This window comes from Sphingomonas phyllosphaerae 5.2 (genome assembly GCF_000419605.1).
Taxonomy (GTDB): domain Bacteria; phylum Pseudomonadota; class Alphaproteobacteria; order Sphingomonadales; family Sphingomonadaceae; genus Sphingomonas; species Sphingomonas phyllosphaerae_B.
In genome coordinates this window covers 1,868,736-1,891,069 of record NZ_ATTI01000001.1, presented here as the reverse complement: position 1 = coordinate 1,891,069, position 22,334 = coordinate 1,868,736, and the positions used below count along the sequence as shown (strand labels likewise).

The 22,334-nt window shown below is 67.7% G+C and carries 19 protein-coding genes, 1 tRNA gene and 1 other annotated feature; of the genes, 11 read left to right on the top strand and 9 right to left on the bottom strand.

Translation table 11 applies throughout. The features are described 5' to 3' along the window. Nucleotides 1-42: 42 nt before the first annotated feature. The 3 genes from SPHPHY_RS19775 to SPHPHY_RS0108820 all read right to left on the bottom strand — a co-directional run bounded on the left by SPHPHY_RS19775 (nt 43) and on the right by SPHPHY_RS0108820 (nt 1,598). Entirely contained in the window at nt 43-294 is a 252-nt protein-coding gene (locus tag SPHPHY_RS19775; RefSeq protein ID WP_051148295.1) for a PilZ domain-containing protein, read from the bottom strand. Between the two features lie 149 nt (nt 295-443). Further along, the gene (dksA, locus tag SPHPHY_RS0108825) at nt 444-866 is read right to left on the bottom strand and encodes an RNA polymerase-binding protein DksA (RefSeq protein WP_022686321.1); all 423 of its coding nucleotides are present in this window, start codon (nt 864-866) and stop codon (nt 444-446) included. 222 nt (nt 867-1,088) lie between these two features. Then, a complete protein-coding gene (locus tag SPHPHY_RS0108820) occupies nt 1,089-1,598 on the bottom strand; it encodes a host attachment family protein (protein WP_022686320.1) in 510 nt (169 codons plus the stop codon). 95 nt (nt 1,599-1,693) lie between these two features. Between SPHPHY_RS0108820 and serS the strand changes: the two genes are divergently transcribed. From serS to SPHPHY_RS0108795, 5 genes are all read left to right on the top strand, one after another. After that, nucleotides 1,694-2,971: a serine--tRNA ligase gene (gene serS, locus SPHPHY_RS0108815; RefSeq protein ID WP_028056678.1), complete on the top strand. Its 1,278-nt coding sequence runs from the start codon at nt 1,694-1,696 to the stop codon at nt 2,969-2,971. Next, complete coding sequence (surE, locus tag SPHPHY_RS0108810) at nt 2,971-3,741, top strand: 5'/3'-nucleotidase SurE (protein ID WP_022686318.1); 771 nt, start codon at nt 2,971-2,973, stop codon at nt 3,739-3,741. The genes serS and surE overlap by 1 nt, the downstream gene beginning before the upstream one ends. A 7-nt stretch (nt 3,742-3,748) precedes the next feature. Further along, nucleotides 3,749-4,831: a M23 family metallopeptidase gene (locus SPHPHY_RS0108805; RefSeq protein ID WP_022686317.1), complete on the top strand. Its 1,083-nt coding sequence runs from the start codon at nt 3,749-3,751 to the stop codon at nt 4,829-4,831. Between the two features lie 24 nt (nt 4,832-4,855). After that, nucleotides 4,856-6,082, top strand: coding sequence for a tyrosine--tRNA ligase (tyrS, locus tag SPHPHY_RS0108800; protein ID WP_022686316.1), 1,227 nt, complete (start codon nt 4,856-4,858; stop codon nt 6,080-6,082). Between the two features lie 65 nt (nt 6,083-6,147). Beyond that, nucleotides 6,148-6,459 (top strand): PilZ domain-containing protein, encoded by a 312-nt coding sequence (locus tag SPHPHY_RS0108795; RefSeq protein ID WP_022686315.1) that lies wholly within the window; start codon nt 6,148-6,150, stop codon nt 6,457-6,459. On the opposite strand, the gene SPHPHY_RS0108790 is transcribed toward SPHPHY_RS0108795, so the two are convergent. Together SPHPHY_RS0108790 and recG are read right to left on the bottom strand one after the other, a co-directional pair. Beyond that, nucleotides 6,456-6,893 carry a DMT family transporter gene (locus SPHPHY_RS0108790; protein WP_022686314.1) on the bottom strand — a complete coding sequence of 146 codons (438 nt, stop codon included), beginning with the start codon at nt 6,891-6,893 and terminating at the stop codon, nt 6,456-6,458. The two genes, SPHPHY_RS0108795 and SPHPHY_RS0108790, sit on opposite strands and share 4 nt — an antisense overlap. An 11-nt stretch (nt 6,894-6,904) precedes the next feature. Next, nucleotides 6,905-8,971 (bottom strand): ATP-dependent DNA helicase RecG, encoded by a 2,067-nt coding sequence (recG, locus tag SPHPHY_RS0108785; RefSeq protein ID WP_022686313.1) that lies wholly within the window; start codon nt 8,969-8,971, stop codon nt 6,905-6,907. A gap of 73 nt (nt 8,972-9,044) precedes the next feature. On the opposite strand from recG, the gene SPHPHY_RS0108780 reads away from it, so the two are divergent. Together SPHPHY_RS0108780 and mfd are read left to right on the top strand one after the other, a co-directional pair. Further along, nucleotides 9,045-9,320: a succinate dehydrogenase assembly factor 2 gene (locus SPHPHY_RS0108780; protein ID WP_022686312.1), complete on the top strand. Its 276-nt coding sequence runs from the start codon at nt 9,045-9,047 to the stop codon at nt 9,318-9,320. 138 nt (nt 9,321-9,458) lie between these two features. After that, entirely contained in the window at nt 9,459-12,926 is a 3,468-nt protein-coding gene (gene mfd, locus SPHPHY_RS0108775) for a transcription-repair coupling factor (protein WP_022686311.1), read from the top strand. Between the two features lie 10 nt (nt 12,927-12,936). Here mfd and SPHPHY_RS0108770 read toward each other — a convergent pair whose 3' ends face one another. Continuing rightward, nucleotides 12,937-13,338, bottom strand: a complete 402-nt coding sequence (locus tag SPHPHY_RS0108770; RefSeq protein WP_022686310.1) for a YybH family protein — start codon at nt 13,336-13,338, stop codon at nt 12,937-12,939. Continuing rightward, entirely contained in the window at nt 13,335-14,624 is a 1,290-nt protein-coding gene (locus SPHPHY_RS19770; protein WP_081645281.1) for a bifunctional diguanylate cyclase/phosphodiesterase, read from the bottom strand. Before SPHPHY_RS19770 ends, SPHPHY_RS0108770 begins: the two co-directional genes overlap by 4 nt. An 88-nt stretch (nt 14,625-14,712) precedes the next feature. On the opposite strand from SPHPHY_RS19770, the gene moaA reads away from it, so the two are divergent. From moaA to SPHPHY_RS0108745, 4 genes are all read left to right on the top strand, one after another. Beyond that, nucleotides 14,713-15,723 carry a GTP 3',8-cyclase MoaA gene (gene moaA, locus SPHPHY_RS0108760; protein WP_028056676.1) on the top strand — a complete coding sequence of 337 codons (1,011 nt, stop codon included), beginning with the start codon at nt 14,713-14,715 and terminating at the stop codon, nt 15,721-15,723. Next, nucleotides 15,720-16,499 carry an NAD kinase gene (locus SPHPHY_RS0108755; protein ID WP_022686307.1) on the top strand — a complete coding sequence of 260 codons (780 nt, stop codon included), beginning with the start codon at nt 15,720-15,722 and terminating at the stop codon, nt 16,497-16,499. The genes moaA and SPHPHY_RS0108755 overlap by 4 nt, the downstream gene beginning before the upstream one ends. A 67-nt stretch (nt 16,500-16,566) precedes the next feature. Further along, a tRNA-Asn gene (locus SPHPHY_RS0108750) sits at nt 16,567-16,641 on the top strand. 143 nt (nt 16,642-16,784) lie between these two features. Next, nucleotides 16,785-17,393, top strand: a complete 609-nt coding sequence (locus SPHPHY_RS0108745; RefSeq protein WP_028056675.1) for a CC0125/CC1285 family lipoprotein — start codon at nt 16,785-16,787, stop codon at nt 17,391-17,393. 65 nt (nt 17,394-17,458) lie between these two features. Here the strand turns inward: SPHPHY_RS0108745 and SPHPHY_RS0108740 are convergent, their stop codons facing one another. After that, nucleotides 17,459-18,943: a SulP family inorganic anion transporter gene (locus tag SPHPHY_RS0108740; protein ID WP_022686305.1), complete on the bottom strand. Its 1,485-nt coding sequence runs from the start codon at nt 18,941-18,943 to the stop codon at nt 17,459-17,461. A 67-nt stretch (nt 18,944-19,010) separates the two neighbouring features. After that, nucleotides 19,011-19,066, bottom strand: a sequence feature (sul1 is cis-regulatory element that is thought to sense ions involved in sulfur or methionine metabolism; They are found in Alphaproteobacteria). 477 nt (nt 19,067-19,543) lie between these two features. Beyond that, nucleotides 19,544-22,279 (bottom strand): preprotein translocase subunit SecA, encoded by a 2,736-nt coding sequence (gene secA / locus SPHPHY_RS0108735; RefSeq protein WP_022686304.1) that lies wholly within the window; start codon nt 22,277-22,279, stop codon nt 19,544-19,546. Nucleotides 22,280-22,334: the final 55 nt, after the last annotated feature.

Here is a 22,334-nt window from a genome sequence, read left to right as displayed (position 1 = left end):
ACCTCGCATTCCGGGCCTCGCGCCACGACGCGACGCCGTCGCTCAATCCGGCGTGCCGCTCGCTTCCTTGACGCGTGCGACGTCGATCGGCTGATCGAAGGCGACCCCGGTACGCCCCTCGGTCTGCCAGACGACACGCCCGACCACCCAGCCAATGCCGTTCAACTTCACCTGAACCACGCTGTCCGGCCGCAGCGGATGCGGCAGTTCCGCCATCAGTCCGCCAGCCGATACGTTGCGAACGCGCACGAGGAACCCGGCGTCCTCATCGCTGACGCGCATGCGCGCCGACATATGGAGTTCGCCACGACCGCGATTGTCGGGCTGACCAGAGGCGTTATGCTCGTCCACCAAGCTGTATCTCAACCGCCCCATAACATCCGTCCATTATCTTATACGAACGGTAGCGCCACAAAAGTAAATCGAGGGTTAATATCTATCGCTTAGTCGTCCCTGGAGACCTTCTCGGCGCGTTCGTGCCGTTCCTGCGCCTCGACCGTCATCGTCGCGATCGGCCGTGCCTCCAGCCGGCCGAGGCTGATCGGCTCGCCGGTCACCTCGCAATAGCCATATTCGCCTTCATCGATGCGCCGCAGCGCCGCGTCGATCTTGGAGATCAGCTTGCGCTGCCGGTCACGGGTGCGCAGTTCCAGCGACCAGTCCGCCTCGCTCGAAGCGCGATCGTTCAGGTCAGCCTCGCGGAGCGAGTCCACCTGCAGGTGCGAAAGCGTACCCTGCGATTCGCGCCGGATCGCTTCCTTCCAGTCCAGCAGCTTGCGACGAAAGTACGCCTGCTGGCGCGGGTTCATGAACGGTTCGTCGTTGCTGGGCCGATACCCATCGGGCGCCGGCCCGCGCGGCACCATCGGTTCATCCAGTGCGTCTTCGATACGAGTCACTACCGTCGCCATCGACCTACTCCCGCCCGCGTCCAGGATGTCGTCAGCATCACTGCACGCCCCTTTGGGCGCGCCTATAATCGTACGACCGATCATCGACAAGCGAACACGCAGGCTCTCGAAGAGCGAGTGTAGCACGGCTGGACAGCGCGCGCCGGCAACGGTCTTCCGCTACCGGCGCGTGCACGATCATGCCGCCTGCAACGCCTTCTCGATGTCGGCGATCGGATGGCCGGTCAGGTCCTTGTCCAGCTCGCCGCTCAACCGAGAGCTGACTTCCTTGTGGTAATGCTTGCGCAGCTCGCCCAGCGTTCGCGGCGGCGCGACCACGATCAACGATTCGAAATCGTTCGACAGCGCGCGGCGCTTCAGCAGGTCGGCGGCGTCGGCGGCGAACCGATCCTCTTCCAGTTGGTGGAAATCGGTCTCTGCCATGCTGCCGCGCGACGGTGCGAATTGCGCGCCACCGCCTTGCGCGTGGTTCGACCCGCCCTGCGCGACATGTGGTGCACCTGCGCCGGTCTGGGTGGACGACGCACCGCCCGCTGCATCCGTCTTCTGGTCGCGATTGGCGGGGTTGGGCCGTTCCTCGGCATGTTCGACGACCAGGTTCGGATAGGTCGCGTCCCCTTCGTTACGCAGAAACAGCAGCTTGCGCCCGTCGGCTACCAACACGACCGAATTGTGGGGGACCTGCATGGACACTTCTCCTCTTGTGGTTGTGCGTCGACCCCATGAACGCCGGCCGCGCCGCGCGGGTTGCCTCGCGCCTGCGCGGCGGTCATAGCGCGGCGATGCACGACATCCGCCTGATCCGCGACGATCCTGCCGCCTTCGACGCCGCCATGGCGCGGCGCGGCCTGCCCGCCAGCGCCGAAACGCTGGTATCGCTCGACCGCCGTCGCCGCGAGGCCGCGACGGAGGCGCAGGCCGCGCAGGCGCGCCGCAACGAGGCGTCGAAAGCGATCGGCGCCGCCAAGGCGAAGAAGGACGAAGCGACCGCCACGACGCTGATGGCCGAGGTCGCGACGCTCAAGGAACGCCTGCCACAGCTTGAAGCCGAAGAGGCGGAAGCCGGCACCGCCCTTGATGCCGCACTCGCCGCCTTGCCGAACCTGCCCGCCGCCGACGTGCCGGACGGCGCGGATGAGGACGACAACGCGCTTGTCCATGAACGCGGGCGGCAGCCGGCATTCACCTTTGCGCCGCGCGAGCACGACGCGATCGGGCCGCCGCTGGGGCTCGATTTCGAGACCGGGGCGGCGATCGCCGGGGCACGCTTCACTTTGGTGCGCGGTGCCGCGGCGAAGCTGCAACGTGCGCTCGGGCAGTTCATGCTCGACCGGCTGACGCGTGAGCACGGCTACGAGGAAGTCGCACCGCCGCTGATGGTCCGTGACGAGGCGGTGTTCGGCACCGGGCAGCTCCCGAAGTTCGCCGAGGATCTGTTCCGTACCACCGACGGCCGCTGGCTGATCCCCACTGCCGAGGTCTCGCTGACCAACATCGTCCGCGAAAAGATCCTGAGCGCCGATATCCTGCCGCTGCGCTTCGCCGCGCTGACGCCGTGCTTCCGTTCGGAGGCGGGTGCGGCCGGCCGCGACACGCGCGGCTACATCCGCCAGCACCAGTTCGACAAGGTCGAGATGGTGTCGGTCGTCGCACCCGAGGCGAGCGAGGACGAGCATGAGCGGATGACGGCGTGCGCCGAGGGCGCGCTCGATGCGCTCGGCCTCGCCTATCGTCGGATGAAATTGTGCACCGGTGACATGGGGTTCACCGCCGCACGCACCTATGATCTCGAGGTGTGGTTGCCGGGGCAGCAGCGCTATCGCGAGATCTCCAGCTGTTCGACCTGCACCGATTTTCAGGCACGCCGCATGAACGCGCGCTATCGGCCCGAAGGCGAGAAGGCGACGCGCTTCGTCCACACGCTGAACGGCTCCGGGCTCGCCGTCGGGCGGACGCTGGTGGCGGTGCTGGAGAATTACCAGCGCAAGGACGGGTCGGTGACCGTGCCGGAGGTGCTGCGCCCGTACCTTGGCGGCCTCGACGCGCTGGAGCCACGCTGATGCGGATCCTGCTCTCCAACGACGACGGCTATCACGCACCCGGGCTGGAAGTGCTGGAGCGGATCGCCGCGCAGCTTTCCGACGATGTCTGGGTCTGTGCCCCGGCTTCCGAGCAATCCGGGACCGGGCGGTCGCTGACGCTGACGCGCCCGCTCCGCGTTCGCCAATATGCGGAGAGGCGCTTCGCAGTGTCGGGCACGCCGACCGACGCCGTGATGTATGCCTTGTCCGAGCTGATGCGCGAGACACCGCCCGACCTGATCCTGTCGGGCGTCAACCGCGGCGGCAACATCGCCGAGGACGTGATGTATTCGGGCACCGTATCCGCGGCGATGGAGGGCGCGTTGGCCGGGGTTCGCTCGGTCGCGCTCAGCCAGCGCTACGGCCGGCGCGAGCCGGGTGCCGACGTGTCGTTCGCGGCGGCGGAGGAATGGGGCGCGCGCGTGCTGCGCCCGCTGCTCGATCACGAATGGGCGCCGCGATCGGTGGTCAATATCAATTTTCCGGAGCCGGAAGCGGGCGCCGTCAAGGGCGTGCGCGTCGTGCCGCAGGGCTTGCGCGATTATGGTCGAGTCCGTTTCGACACGCGCACCGACCCGCGGGGTTTCGAATATCACTGGCTGTCGATGGGCCGCGCCACCCCGCCCGCCAACGACGCGACCGACCTGTCGACGGTGACGCAGGGCTGGATCACGATCACCCCGCTCCAGCTGGACCTGACGCTGCACGGATCGATCCCGGCGCTCACCGACGCCTACGCCGGAATGTAACGCCACGATGCGGGCGGCGGCGGTCACCGGTGCAGCGCTGCTGCTGACGGCCTGTATTCCCGCCGCAACGCCGCCCGCACCGTCGGCGCCGGCACCGCCACCGCCACCCCGGGCCCTCCCGGCGCCCGCCGAGGCACCGCACCCACCGCCGCTCCCTCACGAGGCGGAGGAGCGCGCACCGGTCCAGCAACTTGCCGCCGCGCGCCCGGCATGGGAAGCGCGCCCGGTCGCGCCCGACGCACGGCTGGTCATCGCGCAGGACGTCGTCGTGCGCCGCGGCGACACGCTGAGCGCGATCGCCGAGCGTACCGGCGCCTCGGCGCAGGCTATCGCACGCCGCAACGCGCTTTCTCCGCCGTACGAGGTGCGGATCGGGCAACGGCTGGCGATTCCGGGCGGGCGCTATCACCGGGTCGATCCCGGCCAGACCGGCATCGCCATCGCGCGCGCCTATGGCGTGCCATGGTCGCAGGTGATCGCCGCCAACGACCTGCGCGAGCCGTTCCTGCTGATGACCGGGCAGCGCGTGTTGATCCCCGCGGTTCCGGGCTCCGCCGCGCAGCGCGCCGCCGCCTTCACGCTCGACGTCGACACGATCCTGACCGGCGGGGAGCCGGCGGTGGCAAGTGGCCGCGCGCCGGTCCGTCCGGTGGCCGGCGCCACCCGCGTCCCGGCCGCCTATGTGGCGGTCGCCGGTCCCAGCGCCGCGCCCGGACGCTTCGTCTGGCCGCTCAGCGGGCGAATCGTGCGCCGCTTCGGCGCGGGCGCGAGTGGCGAACGCTTCGACGGGATCGAGATCGCGGTGCCCGGCGGCACCGAAGTGAAGGCGGCGGCCGCGGGCACGATCGCCTACGCCGGTGACGGTATCGCCGCGCTCGGCGGGCTGGTGATCGTCAAGCACGGCGGCAACTGGACCTCGATCTACGGCCATGCCGGCAAGCTGCTGGTGCGCCGCGGTCAGGCGGTGACGCGCGGACAGGTGATCGCGATCAGCGGTCAGACCGGGTTCGCCGATCGACCGGAACTTCATTTCGAGCTGCGCCGCGGCCGCACGCCGGTCGATCCGGTCACGCAATTGCCGCGCCGCTGACGCGCGTGTAACGAACGCGGCACCATGACCGAATATCAGTCCGATCTGCTCCGTACGCTCACCGCGCGCGGCTACATCCACCAGATGACCGACGCCGCCGCGCTCGATGCGCTGGCCGGCCGGCAGATCGTGCCGGGCTATATCGGTTTCGATCCGACCGCACCTTCGCTGCACGTCGGCAGCCTGGTGCAGATCATGCTGCTGCGCCGCCTGCAACAGGCCGGGCACAAGCCGGTCGTGCTGATGGGCGGCGGGACCGGCAAGATCGGCGATCCCAGCTTCAAGGACGAGGCGCGCAAGCTGAACAGCGACGCGGTGATCGCCGCCAACGCCGCCGGCATCCGCCGCATCTTCGATCGCTTCCTGACCTTCGGCGACGGCCCCGGCGACGCGATCATGCTCGACAACGCCGAATGGCTCGACAAGCTGGAATACATCCCGTTCCTGCGGGAGGTCGGCCAGCATTTCAGCGTCAACCGGATGCTCAGCTTCGACTCGGTCAAGCTGCGGCTCGATCGCGAGCAGTCGCTCAGCTTCCTCGAGTTCAACTATATGATCCTGCAGGGCTACGATTTCCGCGAGCTCGCGCGGCGACAGGGCGTGCGGCTCCAGATGGGCGGCAGCGACCAATGGGGCAACATCGTCAACGGCGTCGAGCTGGCGCGGCGGATGGACGGGGCCGAGGTGTTCGGCGTCACCACCCCGCTGCTCACCACCGCCTCGGGCGAGAAGATGGGGAAGACGGTCGCAGGCGCGGTGTGGCTGCACGAGGATCAGCTGCCGCATTTCGATTATTGGCAGTTCTGGCGCAACACCGACGATCGCGATGTCGGACGCTTCCTGCGGCTGTTCACCGACCTGCCGCTGGACGAGATCGCGCGACTGGAGGCACTGGAAGGCGCCGAGATCAACGAGGCGAAGAAGATACTCGCCAACGAAGCCACCGCGATGTGCCGCGGACGCGCCGCGGCCGACGAAGCCGCGGAGACCGCCCGCCGTACCTTCGAGGAGGGGGCGAGCGGCGGCTCGCTGCCGTCGATCGTCGCGGGCGGCACCACGCCGCTGGTGGACGTGCTGGTCGCGCTGGGCTTCGCCGCGTCGAAGGGCGAGGCGCGACGGCTGATCAAGGGTGGCGGCGCGCGAATCGACGGCGAGAAGGTCGCCGACGAAGCCGCGGTGGTGACGGTCGGCGACGCGCCGGTCCGCATCTCCGCCGGCAAGAAGCATCACGGGATCGTGAACCCGGCTTAACGGCTCCGCTCACGCCACGTTAACCCGTTCGGCATGATAACCGACGCGTAGCGTTGGAGAATGACATGCCCGCACGAATGGCGATGATGGCGTATGAGGACCGCGTCGAACCGCGCGACGAAACGCTGCACCGCGCGATGCTGTGCCGCGCGGACGGCGCGGCGCGACTCGCCACGATCGTAAACCTTTCGCCGAACGGCTTCATGGCGCGCTGCGATGAGGCGATCACGGTCGGCGAAACCCTCACCGTGACGCTGCCGGTCGCCGGCAGCTTCGTCGCCGAAGTGCGTTGGGCGCTCGGCGGGCGGATCGGCTGCAAGCTGGCGCAGGAAGTGCCGCCGTCGCTCTATCAGTTCGTGATCGCCGCGATGCGCTAACCGCGCCGGAACACCACGACCCCGATCAGCACCAGCGCGATTCCCGCCAGCTTGGTGAGCGTCACCGGCTGCTGCGGCAATTGCAGCAACCCGAGATGATCGAGCGTCAGCGCCGCCGCCAGCTGACTGGCCACCGCGATGCTCAGCGCGGCCGCGATCCCCAGCCGCGGCGCCGCGAACGCCAGCGCGGCCACGAACGCCGCGCCGTACAGGCCACCCAGCCAGGCCCACCACGGCGCCCCGCGCAGCGCCGACAGCGGCGTCCGGTCGAACGCCCACACCACCAGCAACGCCGTGGTGCCGATCGTGAACGACACGAGCGCGGCCAGCCACACCGATCCCGACACACGCGCGAGCGCCGCGTTGGTCGGCGGCTGGATCGCCAGCCCCAGCCCCGCGACGATCACGATCACGATCGGCAACAATCCGCCCACGCCCGTCTCCCTCAGCCCGACCGCAACAAGGTGACGCCGGCGTCCCGTTCGAACAGATACAATGCGGTACGTGCCGCCTGCCCGCGCACGCCGCTCAGCCCGCCGTCGCGATCGATCAACAGCCGTGCATCGTCGGTCGCGGCCGGCAGCAACTCGCTCAGCAAATCCGGCGTCGCCAGCCGGAACATCGCCTCACCCGATTGCCGCGTACCCAGCAACTCCCCCGCCCCGCGCAGCCGCAAGTCCTCCTCGGCGATCCGGAACCCGTCGTTGGTCTCACGCATCAGCGCCAGCCGCGCGCGCGCCGTCTCGCTCAACGAGCCACCGCGCAGCAACAGGCACACCGATCGCCCCCCGCCGCGCCCGACGCGACCGCGCAACTGGTGAAGCTGCGCCAGCCCGAAGCGGTCGGCATGCTCGATCACGATCAGCGTCGCATTCGGTACGTCGACGCCGACCTCGATCACGGTCGTCGCGACGAGCACGCCGGTCGCCCCGGCCGAGAAGCGCGCCATCACCGCATCCTTCTCCACGCCCTTCATCCGCCCGTGCACCAGCCCGACGCGCCCCTGCTCTCCGCCGCCGAAGCGGCTCGCCAGCGTGGCGGCGCGCGCCTCCGCGGCTTGCAGGTCGCTGGTTTCGCTCTCCTCTACCAACGGGCAGACCCAATAGGCCTGCTTGCCTTCCGACAGGTGCCGGCCGAGCGCGTTGACGACTTCCTCGACACGTTCCTCGGAAAGGACGCGCGTCTCGATCGGCTCGCGTCCGGGCGGCATCTCGTCCAGCCGGCTCTGGTCCATCTCGCCGTGCAGCGCGAGCGTCAGCGTGCGCGGGATCGGGGTCGCGGTCATGGCCAGCACATGCGGCGGGGTGCGCCCCTTGGCCTGCAGCAGCATCCGCTCCGCCACGCCGAAGCGATGCTGTTCGTCGACCACCACCAACCCCAGGTCACGATAGCTGACCGCCTCCTGGAAGATCGCGTGCGTGCCGACCAGAAGGTGGATCGAACCGTCCGCCAGCCCCATCAGCGTCGCCTCACGCGCGCGGCCCTTGTCGCGCCCGGTCAGCACCGCGACTTCCACCGGCAGCCCGGCCAGCGTCCGCCGCAGCGTCTCGTAATGCTGGCGCGCGAGGATCTCGGTCGGCGCGAGCATCGCCCCCTGCGCACCCGCCTCGACCGCGATGAGGAGCGCCATCGCGGCGACCAGCGTCTTGCCCGAACCGACGTCGCCTTGCAGCAGCCGCAGCATCGGTGCCGACTGCGCCAGATCGCCCTCGATCTCGCGGACGCTGCGCGCCTGCGCACCGGTCAATTGATACGGCAACCGCAGCATGTCGCGCAAATGGCCGTCGCCCTGCAACGCCCGCCCCCGGCGCTTGCGCGTGTCGGCCCGCACGATCGACAGCGCCAGCTGGTTGGCGAACACCTCGTCATACGCCAGCCGCGCCCGCGCCACTGCATCCGCGGGATCGGCATGGAGCCGCAAAATCGCCTCGCGCCACCCCGGCCACTCGCGCTGCGCCTTCAGGCTCGGCTCGATCCACTCCGGCAGCTCGGGCGCGCGGGCCAGCGCCTGCTCGACCAGCGCGCCCAGTCGCCGTGACGTCATGCCCTCGGTCAACGGGTAGATCGCCTCGCGCTCGCGGAAGTCGCCGTCCTCACCCCCGACTTCCGGATGGATGATCTGCAGGTCCTGCCCGTATTGGTCGAGCCGGCCCGACACCCGTCGCGACTCGCCCAGCGGCAGCAGCTTGCGCACCCGTCCCGATCCGCCGCCGAAAAAGACCAGCGCCACCGCATTGCCCTGCGCATCGGTCGCCAGCACGCGGGTCGGTGCGCGCGGGCTGCTACTGGTACGATAGTCGGTCGGGGTCAGTGTGATCGCGATCGTGCGACCGACATCGCTCTGCAACAGCTCGTCGCGCGGCCAGCGGTCGACCCATCCCGACGGCACGTGGAACAGCAGATCGAGCACGCGCGCGATCCCGAGCCGCTCGAGCGGCTTGGCAAGACCGGGGCCGACGCCCTTCAACGCCTCGACTTCGGCGAACAGCGGATTGAGGATATCGGGTCGCATGACTATCTGGTGCCCGATACCCTGCCCCGACGGTCGCCGCCAGCGTCCGCCGGTCGTTTTGCATTGGAATGTCATGGACCACGATATCCGCCTGAAACGCCTGCGCTTCCGCGCGTGGCACCGCGGCACGCGCGAGGCCGATCTGATGATCGGGGGCTTCTTCGACGCCCACGGCGCGACGTGGGACGCGGAGCAGCTCGACTGGTTCGAGCGGCTGCTGGAGGAACAGGACGTCGACATCATGGGCTGGGCGATCGGCTCGATCGCCTGTCCGCCCGAATGGGACGGCGCGATGATGGACACGATGCGGCGAGTCGATTTCGTGACGGTGCTCGACACGGGTATGTGACTGGACGGAACACGGCGAAGGCGGAAAGTGCCTCGCCGTCATTGCGAGCGGAGCGAAGCAATCCAGAGTTGGACCAGGACGCCCTGGATTGCTTCGCTGCGCTCGCAATGACGAGCCAAAAGCGGAACTAGAACAATAATGCCCGACCTTTCCAAGATCCTGAAGGCCACGGTGCCGCTGACCCTCTCCGGGGTTCCCGGCGGCTTCCTGCCTTCCCTGCTCGCCGATCTGGCGCGCGCCGCGCCGCGCCGGGCGGTGTTCGTCGCCGCGGACGAGGCGCAGATGCGCAGCGTCGCCGCGACCGCGCCCTATTTCGCACCCGAGCTGGAGGTGGTGCAGCTGCCGGCGTGGGATTGCCTGCCCTACGATCGCGCGTCGCCGACGCTGCGCGTCATGGCGGAACGGATCGGCGCGCTGTACCGCTTGCAGCAGAAGCCGAAGGGCGCGCAACTCGTCCTCACCACCGTCAACGCGCTGACGCAGCGCACGCTGACGCCGTTTCGCATCCGGCAACTGGTCGCCGAACTGAAGCCCGGGGCGCGGATCGACCGCGACCGGCTCGGCGCGTTGTTGCAGGCGAACGGTTATGTCCGCACCGATACCGTCCACGATCAGGGCGAATATGCAGTCCGCGGCGGGATCGTCGATCTCTTCCCCAGCGGCGAGGAGCAGGCGCTGCGTCTCGACTTCTTCGGCGACGAGATCGAGAGCGTCCGCACCTTCGACCCCGCCGACCAGCGCACCACCGGGCGGCTCGACGGCTTCGTGTTGCTGCCCGCGTCGGAGGCGCTGCTCGACGACGACAGCATCAAGCGCTTCCGCACGCATTACCGCGAGAAGTTCGGCGCGACCGCGACCGGCGACCCGCTCTACCAGGCGGTCAGCGAAGGCCGACGTCTCGCCGGGATGGAACATTGGCTGCCGCTTTTCGAGGAGAAGCTGGCGACGCTGTGGGATCATCTCGGCGACGACGCCGTCGTGGTGCGCGACGCCGGCACCCCGGCCGCGATCGACAGCCGGCTTGAGTCGGTCGCCGACTATTACGAAAACCGGAAGCGCGCGGAGGCGGCCGAGCCGGGTAGCTATCGCGCCCTCCCCGCCAGGACGCTCTACCTCGACGAGGCGGAATGGCGTGCCGAGGTCGCCGGAATGCCGGCGCATTTCATCACCCCGTTCCACGAACCCGAATCCTCGACCGTGCTCGACTTCCAGGTCGATGGTCCGCGCGACTTCGCGCCGGAACGCGCCAATCAGGCCAACGTCTACGAAGCGGTCGTCGCGCACGTCGATCGACTGCGCAAGGACGGGCGCAAGGCGGTGCTCGCCAGTTATTCGATCGGCGCCCGCGATCGATTGAAGAGCCTGCTCGACGATCATGGGCTCGTCGGTGCGCGGCTCGCCGACACATGGCAGTCCGCGCTCGGCGCCGCCGATGTGAAGAGCTCGGGCGGGGTTGCGCTGACTGTCGTCGGGCTCGACCACGGCTTCACCGCGCCCGGTGTCGCGGTGCTGACCGAGCAGGACATGCTCGGCGACCGGCTGATCCGTCGCGCCAAGCGTCGCAAGTCCGCCGACGCGTTCCTGGCCGAGCTCGCCACGCTCTCGCCGGGCGATCTGGTCGTCCACACCGACCACGGCATCGGCCGCTATGTCGGGTTGACGCAGGTGCCGGTCGCCAAGGCGCCGCACGATTGCGTCCAGCTCGAATATGCCGGCGGCGACAAGCTCTACATACCCGTCGAAAATCTCGAGGTCCTCTCACGCTACGGATCGTCGGAGGAGGGCGCGAGCCTCGACCGGCTCGGCGGCGAGGCGTGGCAGCGCCGCAAGAGCCGGATGAAGGAGCGGATCCGCGAGATCGCCGGCACGCTGATCGCGGTCGCCGCCGAACGCGCGCTGCGTCCGGGCGAGATCGCCGAACCCGACGCCAGCGGCTATCCGGCGTTCGTCGATCGCTTCCCGTACGAGGAAACCGACGATCAGGACCGCGCGATCTCCGACGTGCTCGACGATCTGGCCGCGGGCAAGCCGATGGACCGGCTGATCGTCGGCGATGTCGGCTTCGGCAAGACCGAGGTCGCGCTGCGCGCCGCGTTCGTCGCCGCGATGGCCGGGATGCAGGTCGCGGTCGTCTGCCCGACGACGTTGCTCGCGCGTCAGCATTACCAGAATTTCTGCGCGCGCTTCGACGGCTTCCCGCTCGAGATCGGCCGCCTCTCGCGGCTGGTGACCGCGGCCGAGGCCAGGAAGGTCCGGGAAGGCGTTGCGAACGGCACGATCGACATCGTGATCGGCACGCATGCGTTGCTCGCCAAGTCGGTCGACTTCAAGCGCCTCGGGCTCGTGATCGTCGATGAGGAACAGCGCTTCGGGGTGACGCACAAGGAGCGGCTGAAGACGCTGCGCGCCGACGTCCATATGCTGACGCTGACCGCGACGCCGATCCCGCGCACGCTCCAGATGGCGATGGGCGGCCTGCGGGAATTGTCGGTGATCCAGACCCCGCCGGTCGATCGTCTGGCGGTCCGCACCTACGTCATGCCGTGGGACCCCGTTGTGTTGCGCGAAGCGTTACTGCGTGAACATTATCGCGGCGGACAGAGCTTTTTGGTGACACCGCGCGTCGCCGATCTGCCCGATATCGAGGATTATCTGCGACGCGAGGTTCCCGAGATCCGCTATGTCGTCGCGCACGGCCAGCTTTCACCGACCGAGGTCGAGGAGCGTATGTCCGCGTTCTACGACAAGAAATTCGAGGTGCTGGTGTCGACCACGATCATCGAGAGCGGGATCGACATCCCGTCCGCCAACACGATGATCGTCAACCGCGCCGACCGCTTCGGCCTCGCCCAACTCTACCAGCTGCGCGGCCGCGTCGGCCGGTCGAAGACGCGCGCCTACGCCTATATGGTCGCCCCGCCGGAGCGGCAGATGACGGAGGCGGCGGAGAAGCGGTTGAAAGTCCTGAGCGATCTCGACTCGCTCGGCGCCGGCTTCCAGCTTGCCAGTCACGACCTCGACATCCGCGGCGCGGGCAATCTGCTCGGCGACGAACAATCGGGCCACATCAAGGAGGTGGGCTACGAACTGTACCAGTCGATGCTCGAAGACGCGATCATGGAGGCAAAGGCCGGTGGTTTCCGCGAACGCCAGCGCGACTTCAGTCCACAGATCAGCGTCGATGCGCCGATCCTGATTCCTGAGGAATATGTTCCCGACCTCGACCTGCGCATGGGGCTCTATCGCCGCCTCAACGACGTCGACGAGGTCCAGGGGCTGGAGGCGTTCGCCGCGGAGATGATCGACCGCTTCGGCCCGTTGCCCGAAGCGACTGACAATCTCGTCAAGATCATGGAAATCAAGCTGAACGCCAAGAAGGCGTGCGTCGCCAAGCTCGACGTCGGGCCGAAGGGGGCGCTCGTCGCGTTCCACGACGACACGCCACCTAACATCGCCGGCTTGCTCGCCTATGTCGACAAGCTGGGCGGGATCGCGAAGCTGCGTCCCGACAGCAAGCTGGCGCTCACCCGCGTCTGGGCCGATCCGAAGGCGCGGCTGCACGGCGCGCTGCAATTGTCGAAGGGGTTGGCGAAGGCGGCGGGGTGACCGCTGCCGCTCAGCTGCTGTGGTCGGAAATGATCCGCCAGCCGTCCTTGCGCCGTTCGAAAAGCAGCGTCGTCAACCCGGTTTGCGAGGCGCCGCTCGCCGGCGTTAACGTCCAGCGCGCGATGTACAGAACATGCACCGCGCTCAGCGGACGCCATGCAAGCGGCTGGAACGCCAGCTTTCCGCGGCTATTGCCACCATCGGTGAAGCTTTTGGCATATCGCTCGGCGATGGCGGGCTTTCCCTGCACCACCTTGTCGCCCGCGACGTAGACCGCATCGGGCGCATAGATGGCGGTGAAGCGCGCCAGGTCGCCGGCATTCCATCCCGCCGCGCTGTCCGCCATCGCCGCCGAGATCGCCGCCTGCGGTGTCGCCGCAGCGGCAACGGCCAACACCAGCGCGATGCTCATCTCGGCAGCTCCCGCTCACGATCCTTCGACACAAGTTCGATCAGGGCCGCGTCGTCCAGCGGCTCGGCACAGAGAAATCCCTGGTACAAAGTACAGCCGCGCGCAGCGAGCAACAGGCGCTGCGCCTCGGTCTCGACACCCTCCGCGATCGTCTCCAGCCCCAGCCCCTTGGCGATCGCCAGCACGCCCTGCATCACCACGCGGTCGCGCGCATCGCTGACGGCGGCCTGCGTCAGGCTGCGATCGATCTTGAGGTAGTCGAGCGGCAGCCGCGCGACATAGGACAGGCTTGAATAGCCGGTGCCGAAATCGTCGAGCGCCACCCGGCATCCCGCCGCACGCAGCGCTGCCAGCGCGGTGCCGGCGGCGTGGAGATTGTCGATCATCGCGCCTTCGGTCACCTCGGCGGTGACGCGTCCGGGCGCGATCCCCGCCTCATGCACCCGCGCCAGGAAGCGGCTGACGAACGGTGTCCGCGACAGATCGGTCGCCGTCACGTTTACAGCGACGCGCAACCCTGAAAGCGCGTCCGGCCAGTCGGCCGCGCGTCGCAACGCGAGCGCCTGGACATGGTCAGACAACGCAACGCCCAGGCCCGCGCGATCGGCCGCGGCCAGCAAGGTGTCGGCGCCCAGCACGCCCAGTCGCGGATGCTGCCACCGCGCGAGTGCCTCCACCCCGGTGATCTGTCCATCGATCAGATGCACCTGCGGCTGAAAGCGGACGTCGATCTCCTGTCGCTCCATCGCGCGGTGCAGGTCGGCCGCCAGCGCCGCCAGCGAGACGCCGCGTCCGTCCGCGGCGATTCGCCGGGTCGCGCCCTCGCTGGCACGCGCATAGGCCAATGCTTCGGCGGCACGACGCAGCAGCTGGTCGAGCGGTTCCTCCTCGCTCATGCGGGCAACGCCGATCCGCGCGCCGAGCTGGATCGTCTCGCCATCGATCTGGAACGGATGCTCCAGCGCGCGCTCGGTCGCGTCGACCGCTGCATCGCCTATCTGCGCTTCGCCACCGACCAGGATCGTGAACGTCGCGCCGCTGCGCACGGCGGCGCTGCGGTATTCCGCAAGCGCGCCGCTCAGCCGCTGATCGATCGCATCCACCAGTTGGTCACCGGTTGTGCGGCCATAAGCGGCGTTGACGATCTCGAAACTGGTCGGCGCGACCGTGATGGCGGTCACCCCGTCGGCCGAGGCGGCGACGAGATCCTGCTGCTCTTCGCTGGGCGTGCGTTCGCCGCGCCGGCGGCCGGCTGCGCGCTGCATTGTTCGGGAGTGACGCTCCATCGGGCAATCGTAGGGTGCGTAGCGCGCGGCGGCAATCCGATCTTGCCGCGCGATGAACGACTCAATAGCTTCCGGCGTTGTGACGCTGATGACTCATAACGACAGCACGGCCGCGCCGCTTATCGACGGCTTCGGCCGCACCATCCGCTACCTGCGCGTATCGGTGACGGATCGCTGCGACCTGCGCTGTCGCTACTGCATGGCCGAGCACATGACCTTCCTGCCGCGGGCCAAGATCGCGACGCTGGAAGAACTCGCGATCATCGCCGAGCGGTTCGTGGCGCGCGGCGTGCGGAAGGTGCGCCTGTCTGGCGGCGAGCCACTGGTACGGCGTGACGTGATGCAGCTGGTCGAGCGGCTCGGCCGGCATTTCGGCACTGCGCTCGACGAATTGACGATGACCACCAACGGGACGCGTTTGCGTGAGCATGCGTCGGCGCTTCGCGATGCCGGAATGCGACGCGTGAACGTCAGCCTGGACAGCCTCGACCCCGGTCGTTTCCGGCACATCACCCGGCACGGGGACGTTGCGCAGGTGCTGGACGGGATTGCCGCGGCGCGTGACGCCGGTTTGGCGATCAAGATCAACATGGTGGCGCTGAAAGGCGTCAACGAGGATGAGATCGCTGCGATGCTCGAATGGTGCGTGGCGGAGGGCCACGACCTGACCCTGATCGAGACGATGCCGCTCGGCGCGGTCGACGAGGATCGTACCGACCGTTTCCTGCCGCTGACCGTCGTGAAGGAGCGGCTCGACGCGTGCTTCGCGCTGACCCGTGACGCCGCGCAGACCGGCGGACCGGCGCGCTATTGGCAAGTCGACGGCGGGACGACGCGGCTCGGGTTGATCTCGCCGTTGACGCAGAACTTCTGCGATGGCTGCAACCGGGTGCGGCTGACGACCGAGGGCCGGCTTTATACCTGCCTCGGGCACGACGATCACCGCGACCTGCGCGGCGCGTTGCGCGAAGGCGGCGTGACGGCACTGGATGCCGCTATCGAGGAGGCGCTGGTCACCAAGCCGCGCCGGCATGATTTCCGGATCGGGCGCGGCGATGCTCCAGCGGTCGCGCGGCACATGAGCGTCACCGGCGGATGACGCAATATCCCCGGCGGGCGTTGGTCGCCTCGCCCACCGCTACCGCGCAGACCGCGCGGGCCGAACTGGCCGACGCATGGGACTGGTGCACCGTCGACGAGGCGGATCTGGTCGTCGCGCTGGGCGGCGACGGCTTCATGCTGCAAACCCTGCACCTGCTGCTGGAGCGGCGGCGTGCGGTCGTGCCCGTGTTCGGCATGAACCTGGGGACGGTCGGCTTCCTGATGAACGAGTGGCGGCGCCACGATCTCGACGGCCGGATCGAGCGCGCGCGTGCCTTCAAGGTCACGCCGCTCACCGCAACCGCCACCGCAACCGACGGGCGCACCCACACGCTACCCGCAATCAACGAGGTCTCGTTACTGCGCGAGACGCGGCAGACCGCCAAGCTGGAGGTCCGGATCAACGACCGCATCGTGCTCGAAGAGCTGTCGTGCGACGGTATCCTCGTCGCCACGCCGGCGGGATCGACCGCATACAATCTCTCCGCGCACGGACCGATCCTGCCACTCGGATCGCAAATGCTGGCGTTGACCCCGATCAGCGCCTTCCGTCCGCGGCGGTGGCGCGGCGCGATCCTGCCGGACAAGACCCGCGTGTCGCTCCGCGTACTTGACGGCGGCAAGCGTCCGGTCTCCGCCGTCGCCGATCATCGCGAGGTTCGCGACGTGGCGCAGGTGGACATCGAAATGGACCGTGCCCGCGAGTTGACGCTGCTGTTCGATCCCGAACACGCGTTGGACGACCGGATCACCATGGAGCAGTTCGTCGCGTAAGGTCGCGATGATGAAATAAGGGTCTTGCGCCGCGCAATTCCCGCTTTATAGACCCCCTCCACGACGTTCCCTGATAGCTCAGCGGTAGAGCTCTCGACTGTTAATCGAGCGGCCGTAGGTTCGAATCCTACTCAGGGAGCCACCATTCACCGGCTTGTGATTGGTGTGGTCGGTCGAGGCAAATGCCTCCGCTCCTCGGGGAGCGTTTACGTTCATCGCACGTTCCAGTCATCTCGGCTATGCGACGATTCGTCGCGCCGCTTTGGTGCGTTGGAGAGTGCCATGATGAAGAAGTTCGGCCGCCCGGCATTGGTCCTGGCGCTGGCGGCCAGTACGACCCTGGTGGCGGCGTGCGCCACCGAAACCGCTTACCGACCCGCAACCGGATCGGGTTTCTACCGCACCGGCTACAGCGATGTTCGCATCGAGCCGAACCGCTACCGCGTCACCTTCGCCGGCAATACCGTCACCGACCGCGACGTCGTGGAGCGCTACCTGCTGTTCCGCGCCGCCGAACTGACGCTGCAGAACGGCTTCGACTATTTCGTGATGGCTGACCGGGACACCGATCGCCAGGCGCGTACCTATTCCACCCCGGGCTTCGGCGGGGGCGGCTGGGGCCCCGGCTTCGGGGCATTCGGCGGTGGGCTGTGGGGCCCGCGCTGGGGCTTCTACGGTCGCGGCTTCGGCTATCGTGCCTGGGATCCGTTCTGGGGCGGCGGCTGGGGTGGCTGGGGCGGTGGCCAGGACATCCGCACGGTCGACCGCTACGAAGCCTCGGCCGAGATCGTGATGTTCAAGGGCACGCCCGAGCGAGGCAACGTGCGCGCCTTCAACGCCCGCAATGTCGTCGACTCGATCGGGCCGACCATCCGCCTGCCCAAGGCATCGTAGCAGCACGAGGTTCGCCGGACGGCGAATGGGGCACCGGGCGACGACCGGTGCCCCTTTTTGCAGGCTCAGTGCGGCGCAAGCCCTAACTCCACCCCGGTCTTGTCGTGGAGTGCGAAGCGATCGACGAAATCGGCGCTCGCGTCGTTATAACCGATCACCTCGACGGTGCACCCATCCCGCCGCAATCGGGCGACGATCTTGTCGAGCGCAGCAACGCCCGAAATGTCCCAGAAATGCGCTGCAGAGACGTCGATCACGACCGGGTGCGCCGCTTCGCCGGCGAACGAGCGCGTGAAGCGATCGACCGATGCGAAGAATATCTCGCCGCGTACGCGATAGCGAACCGGCATGCCTTCTTCGCGTTCGACCGCGAACATCCGTCGCACCTTGCCCGCGAAGAAGATGCCCGACAGCAGCACGCCCGCCGCAACGCCCTGCGCCAGATCGCGCGTGGCGACCACCACCGCGACCGTCACCAGCATCACCACCGACGAGGTGGGTGGATGACGGCGCAGGTTGGCGATCGAGTTCCAGCTGAACGTGCCGATCGACACCATCACCATCACCGCGACGAGCGCCGGCATCGGGATGCGCCCGACGATCGGGCCGAGCACCGCCAGCAGGAACAGCAGGAACGCGCCGGCGATGAAGGTCGACAGCCGCTTGCGCCCGCCCGAGGTGACGTTGATCACCGACTGGCCGATCATCGCGCAGCCGCCCATCCCGCCGACCAGCGCGGCAGCAATGTTGGCGCCCCCCTGCCCCATGCACTCGCGGCGCTTGTCGCTCTCGGTGTCGGTCACGTCGTCGACGATCTGCGCCGTCAGCATCGATTCGAGCAGCCCGACCGCCGCCATCGTAAGCGAGAACGGCAGGATGATCCGCAACGTCTCCCAGGTGAGCGGCACCTGCGGCAGCGCCAGCGACGGCAAACCCTCCGGCAGTCGTCCCATGTCGCCGACGGTGCGAACCGGCACGCCGGTCCATATCGCGCCGATCGTCACCACGACGATCGCGACCAGTGGCGACGGCACCGCCTTCGTAACGCGCGGCAACAGATAGATGATCGCCAGAGCCGCAGCGACCATCGCATAGGTGTGCCACGTCACGCCGGTCAGCTGTGGCAATTGCGCCATGAAGATCAGGATCGCCAAAGCGTTCACGAACCCGGTGATGACCGAGCGCGAGACGAACTGCATCAGCAGGTCGAGCCGCAGCAGCCCGGCGACGATCTGGACGACGCCCATCAGGATCGTGGCGGCGAAAAGGTAATCGACGCCGTGATCGCGGACCAGCGGGGTCACCAGCACCGCGACCGCGGCGGTCGCGGCGGAGATCATCGCCGGTCGTCCGCCGAGCAGCGAGGCCACGATAGCGATGGCGATCGAGGCATAGAGGCCGACACGCGGATCGACGCCGGCGATGATCGAGAAGCCGATCGCTTCGGGGATGAGCGCGAGGGCGACGACGACGCCGGCGAGGATCTCGCGGCGTGCCTCGCCCGCATCCGCGCACCACGCGGATCGGAAGTGGGAAGTGAAAGAGGTCATGTGCCTGTCGTGAACGCAACACGTGTCCACGCGCGTACGATGACGCGACGAAGGGAAGACACGTGGAGGTTGCCCGGCGGATCGGCGGCCGGGATAGCCACCCGGATTTGCACCGGGTCCATGCGGATGCGCGCCCTTACGCGACACCGGCAGTCGAAAGCAAGCGCGTCGGTTCGCGGCAAGGTGCGTCGGCGCTGCAGGTGACAGATTCCAGGCCACGCTGCGGCCCGGCGTATCTGCGCTCTCCCGGCCTTATGCTCGCGTCACGCATGTTTCGCGCCGGCATGAAGCGCCCGCTGCCGATCACGGTCGGAGTAGCGCGACGATATGAAACGACGGGAGGCCAAACCGCACGACTGGTGAAGACGATACCAAGCGAGGCGTGGCCGTCACGCTCCCTTGACCGAAGGAGCGTCGAACAGGACTCCTGTTTTTCGTCACCGATCTAGTGGCGCTTCAGCCGCCCGTTCGTCAGCACGGGCGTGGCGAAGCGTTCAACGGCGCGCTGGCCCGGCTCTGGATCGCTTTGCTATCCCCGCAAGGACGGCGGGGTGTACGGCAGGGGGAGGCGTTCCCGACCGTTCCCCCGCCCTGCGCCCGTCAGGCGGCGCCGTGGCAATGCTTGTACTTGCGCCCCGATCCGCACGGGCATGGCGCGTTGCGGCTGACCTGCCCTTCCCAGTTGGCGGGATCGTCCCCGAGGTCCGCGCCGCTGGGTTGCGGGATCTGGAGCGGCGGGAGTTGCGTCGTTACCAGCCCGCGCGTGCCGGCGTCGATGTCGTTCGAATTATCCTCGCCGGTGAACGGGTCGAAATGGGTGGTGATGAAGTCCGGCAGGTCGGGCAGCGGCGGCGGTGCCTGCATCTGGAACTGCGCAAACGCGATCGTGCGCGTCACGTCCTCGCGAATTGCCTCCAGCATGCGCTGGAAGAGGTTGAAAGCCTCCTGCTTGTATTCGTTGATCGGCGTCTTCTGAGCGTAGGCGCGCAGGTGAACGACCTGCCGCAACGCGTCGAGCATCGCGAGATGCTCCTTCCAGTGATGGTCGAGGTTCTGGAGCAGGATCGACTTCTCGATCTGCGTCCACGTGTCCGGCTCCAGGTCGGCAGCCTTGCCAGCGACCAGCGCGTCGGCCTCGGCCAGCACGCGCTCGGTCACGATCTCGGGATCGATCGCGTCTTCCGTCAGCCACTCGTCGACGGGCGGTGCCAGATTGAGCACCTCGGCGAGCCGCGTCTTCATCCCCTCGACATCCCATTGCTCGGGATAGGAATTCGGCGGGCAGGCTTCGCCGACGATCGCGTTGACCGTCTCGGCGCGCATGTCGGTCACCACGTCGCCGACCGTATCGGCGTCCATGATGTCGGCGCGCTGCTCGTAGATCACCTTGCGCTGGTCGTTCATCACGTCGTCATATTCGACGACCTGCTTGCGGATGTCGTAGTTGCGCGCCTCGACCTTCTTCTGCGCGGTCTCGATCGCCTTGGTCAGCCACTTGCTGCCGATCGCCTCGCCATCGTTGATGTTGTTGCGCATCATCTTGGCGAACAGCGTGTCCGGGCCGAAGATGCGCAGCAGGTCGTCATCGAGCGACAGGTAGAAGCGGCTGAGCCCCGGATCGCCCTGCCGCCCCGACCGGCCACGCAACTGGTTGTCGATGCGGCGGCTCTCGTGACGCTCGGTCGCGAGCACGAACAACCCACCGGCTTCGAGCACCTTCTGCTTCTCGGCACCGATCTCGGCACGGATCTGCTCGACGGCGGCGTCGCGCTGCGGCCCTTCCGGCATTCCGGCCAGCTCGTCCTCGACGCGCATCTCCAGATTGCCGCCCAGCTGGATGTCGGTGCCACGGCCCGCCATGTTGGTGGCGATCGTCACCGCGCCCAGCCGCCCGGCCTGCGCCACGATATGCGCCTCACGCTCGTGATAGCGGGCGTTCAGCACCGAATGGTCGACACCTTCCTGGCGCAGGAACTCGCTGAGCAGCTCCGATTTCTCGATCGAGACGGTGCCGACCAGCACCGGCTGCCCGGTTTCGGCATGTTCGCGGATCTTCTTGGCGATCGCGCGGAACTTGTCCTGCGTGTCCTTGTAGAATTCGTCTTCTTCATCGACGCGGTGCACCGGCTTGTTGGTCGGGATCGTGACGACGTTCATCTTGTAGATGTCGTAGAATTCCGCCGCCTCGGTCGCGGCGGTGCCGGTCATTCCGGCCAGCTTGGGATACATACGGAAATAATTCTGGAACGTGATCGAAGCCATGGTCTGGTTCTCGGGCTCGATCTGCACGCCCTCCTTCGCCTCGACGGCCTGGTGCAGGCCGTCCGACCAGCGACGGCCGTCCATCATGCGCCCGGTGAATTCGTCGATGATGACGACCTTGTCGTCCTTGACGATGTAATCCGTGTCGCGCTTGAACATCGCGTTCGCGCGCAACGCCTGGTTGAGATGGTGCACCACCTGCGTATTCTCGAAATCGTAGAGGTTTGCGCCTTCCAGCAGCCCGGCGGCTTCCAGCAACCGCTCGGCGCGCTCGGTGCCATCCTCGGTCAGGACGATCGACTTCTGCTTCTCGTCCTTCTCGTAATCTTCCTCGTTCAGCTGCTTCACGATCGCATCGACACCGATGTACAGCTCCGACTTGTCGTCGGTCGGCCCGGAGATGATGAGCGGCGTGCGCGCCTCGTCGATCAGCACCGAATCGACCTCATCGACGATCGCCATCGCGAACGGGCGCTGCACCATCGAAGCACGATCGTACTTCATGTTGTCACGCAGATAGTCGAAGCCGAATTCGTTGTTCGTGCCGTAGGTGATGTCGGCAGCATAGGCATCGCGGCGCTGCTCGTCGGACAGATTGGGGACGATCACGCCGGTGGTCAGCCCCAGGAAGCGATAGACGCGACCCATCCAGTCGGCGTCGCGGCTGGCGAGGTAATCGTTGACGGTGATGACGTGGACGCCCTCGCCCGGCAGCGCGTTGAGATAGGTGGCGAGCGTGGCGACCAGCGTCTTGCCCTCGCCGGTGCGCATCTCCGCGATCTCACCGCGGTGGAGGACGATGCCGCCGATCATCTGTACGTCGTAGTGACGCTGACCCAGCACGCGGCTCGCTGCCTCGCGGACCGTGGCGAACGCCTCGGGCAGCAACTGGTCGAGCGTCTCGCCGTTCGCCATCCGCTCGCGGAACAGCACCGTCTGGTTGGCGAGCGAGGCGTCGTCCATTGCCTGCAGCGTCGGCTCGAACGATGCGATCTTGGCGAGGATCGGGTTGAGCGACTTGACGTAGCGGTCGTTGGACGAACCGAAGAGCGATTTGGCAATGCCGCCGAACATGGGCGTGTTCCTGTATCTGGAAGCGGCGCGGCTCCGCCCGTCCGGCGGCCGCGCA

Excerpts from the sequence above, each read along its gene's own strand:
- SPHPHY_RS0108780 (WP_022686312.1), top strand. The coding sequence starts at position 9,045 with ATGGACCACGATATCCGCCTGAAACGCCTGCGCTTCCGCGCGTGGCAC.
- SPHPHY_RS0108795 (WP_022686315.1), top strand. The coding sequence starts at position 6,148 with ATGCCCGCACGAATGGCGATGATGGCGTATGAGGACCGCGTCGAACCG.
- SPHPHY_RS0108755 (WP_022686307.1), top strand. The coding sequence starts at position 15,720 with ATGACGCAATATCCCCGGCGGGCGTTGGTCGCCTCGCCCACCGCTACC.
- mfd (WP_022686311.1), top strand. The coding sequence starts at position 9,459 with ATGCCCGACCTTTCCAAGATCCTGAAGGCCACGGTGCCGCTGACCCTC.
- surE (WP_022686318.1), top strand. The coding sequence starts at position 2,971 with ATGCGGATCCTGCTCTCCAACGACGACGGCTATCACGCACCCGGGCTG.
- dksA (WP_022686321.1), bottom strand. The coding sequence starts at position 866 with ATGGTGCCGCGCGGGCCGGCGCCCGATGGGTATCGGCCCAGCAACGAC.
- SPHPHY_RS19770 (WP_081645281.1), bottom strand. The coding sequence starts at position 14,624 with ATGGAGCGTCACTCCCGAACAATGCAGCGCGCAGCCGGCCGCCGGCGC.
- SPHPHY_RS0108745 (WP_028056675.1), top strand. The coding sequence starts at position 16,785 with ATGAAGAAGTTCGGCCGCCCGGCATTGGTCCTGGCGCTGGCGGCCAGT.
- serS (WP_028056678.1), top strand. The coding sequence starts at position 1,694 with ATGCACGACATCCGCCTGATCCGCGACGATCCTGCCGCCTTCGACGCC.
- tyrS (WP_022686316.1), top strand. The coding sequence starts at position 4,856 with ATGACCGAATATCAGTCCGATCTGCTCCGTACGCTCACCGCGCGCGGC.
- moaA (WP_028056676.1), top strand. The coding sequence starts at position 14,713 with ATGACTCATAACGACAGCACGGCCGCGCCGCTTATCGACGGCTTCGGC.
- SPHPHY_RS0108820 (WP_022686320.1), bottom strand. The coding sequence starts at position 1,598 with ATGCAGGTCCCCCACAATTCGGTCGTGTTGGTAGCCGACGGGCGCAAG.
- SPHPHY_RS0108805 (WP_022686317.1), top strand. The coding sequence starts at position 3,749 with ATGCGGGCGGCGGCGGTCACCGGTGCAGCGCTGCTGCTGACGGCCTGT.
- SPHPHY_RS19775 (WP_051148295.1), bottom strand. The coding sequence starts at position 294 with ATGTCGGCGCGCATGCGCGTCAGCGATGAGGACGCCGGGTTCCTCGTG.
- SPHPHY_RS0108770 (WP_022686310.1), bottom strand. The coding sequence starts at position 13,338 with ATGAGCATCGCGCTGGTGTTGGCCGTTGCCGCTGCGGCGACACCGCAG.
- recG (WP_022686313.1), bottom strand. The coding sequence starts at position 8,971 with ATGCGACCCGATATCCTCAATCCGCTGTTCGCCGAAGTCGAGGCGTTG.
- SPHPHY_RS0108740 (WP_022686305.1), bottom strand. The coding sequence starts at position 18,943 with ATGACCTCTTTCACTTCCCACTTCCGATCCGCGTGGTGCGCGGATGCG.
- secA (WP_022686304.1), bottom strand. The coding sequence starts at position 22,279 with ATGTTCGGCGGCATTGCCAAATCGCTCTTCGGTTCGTCCAACGACCGC.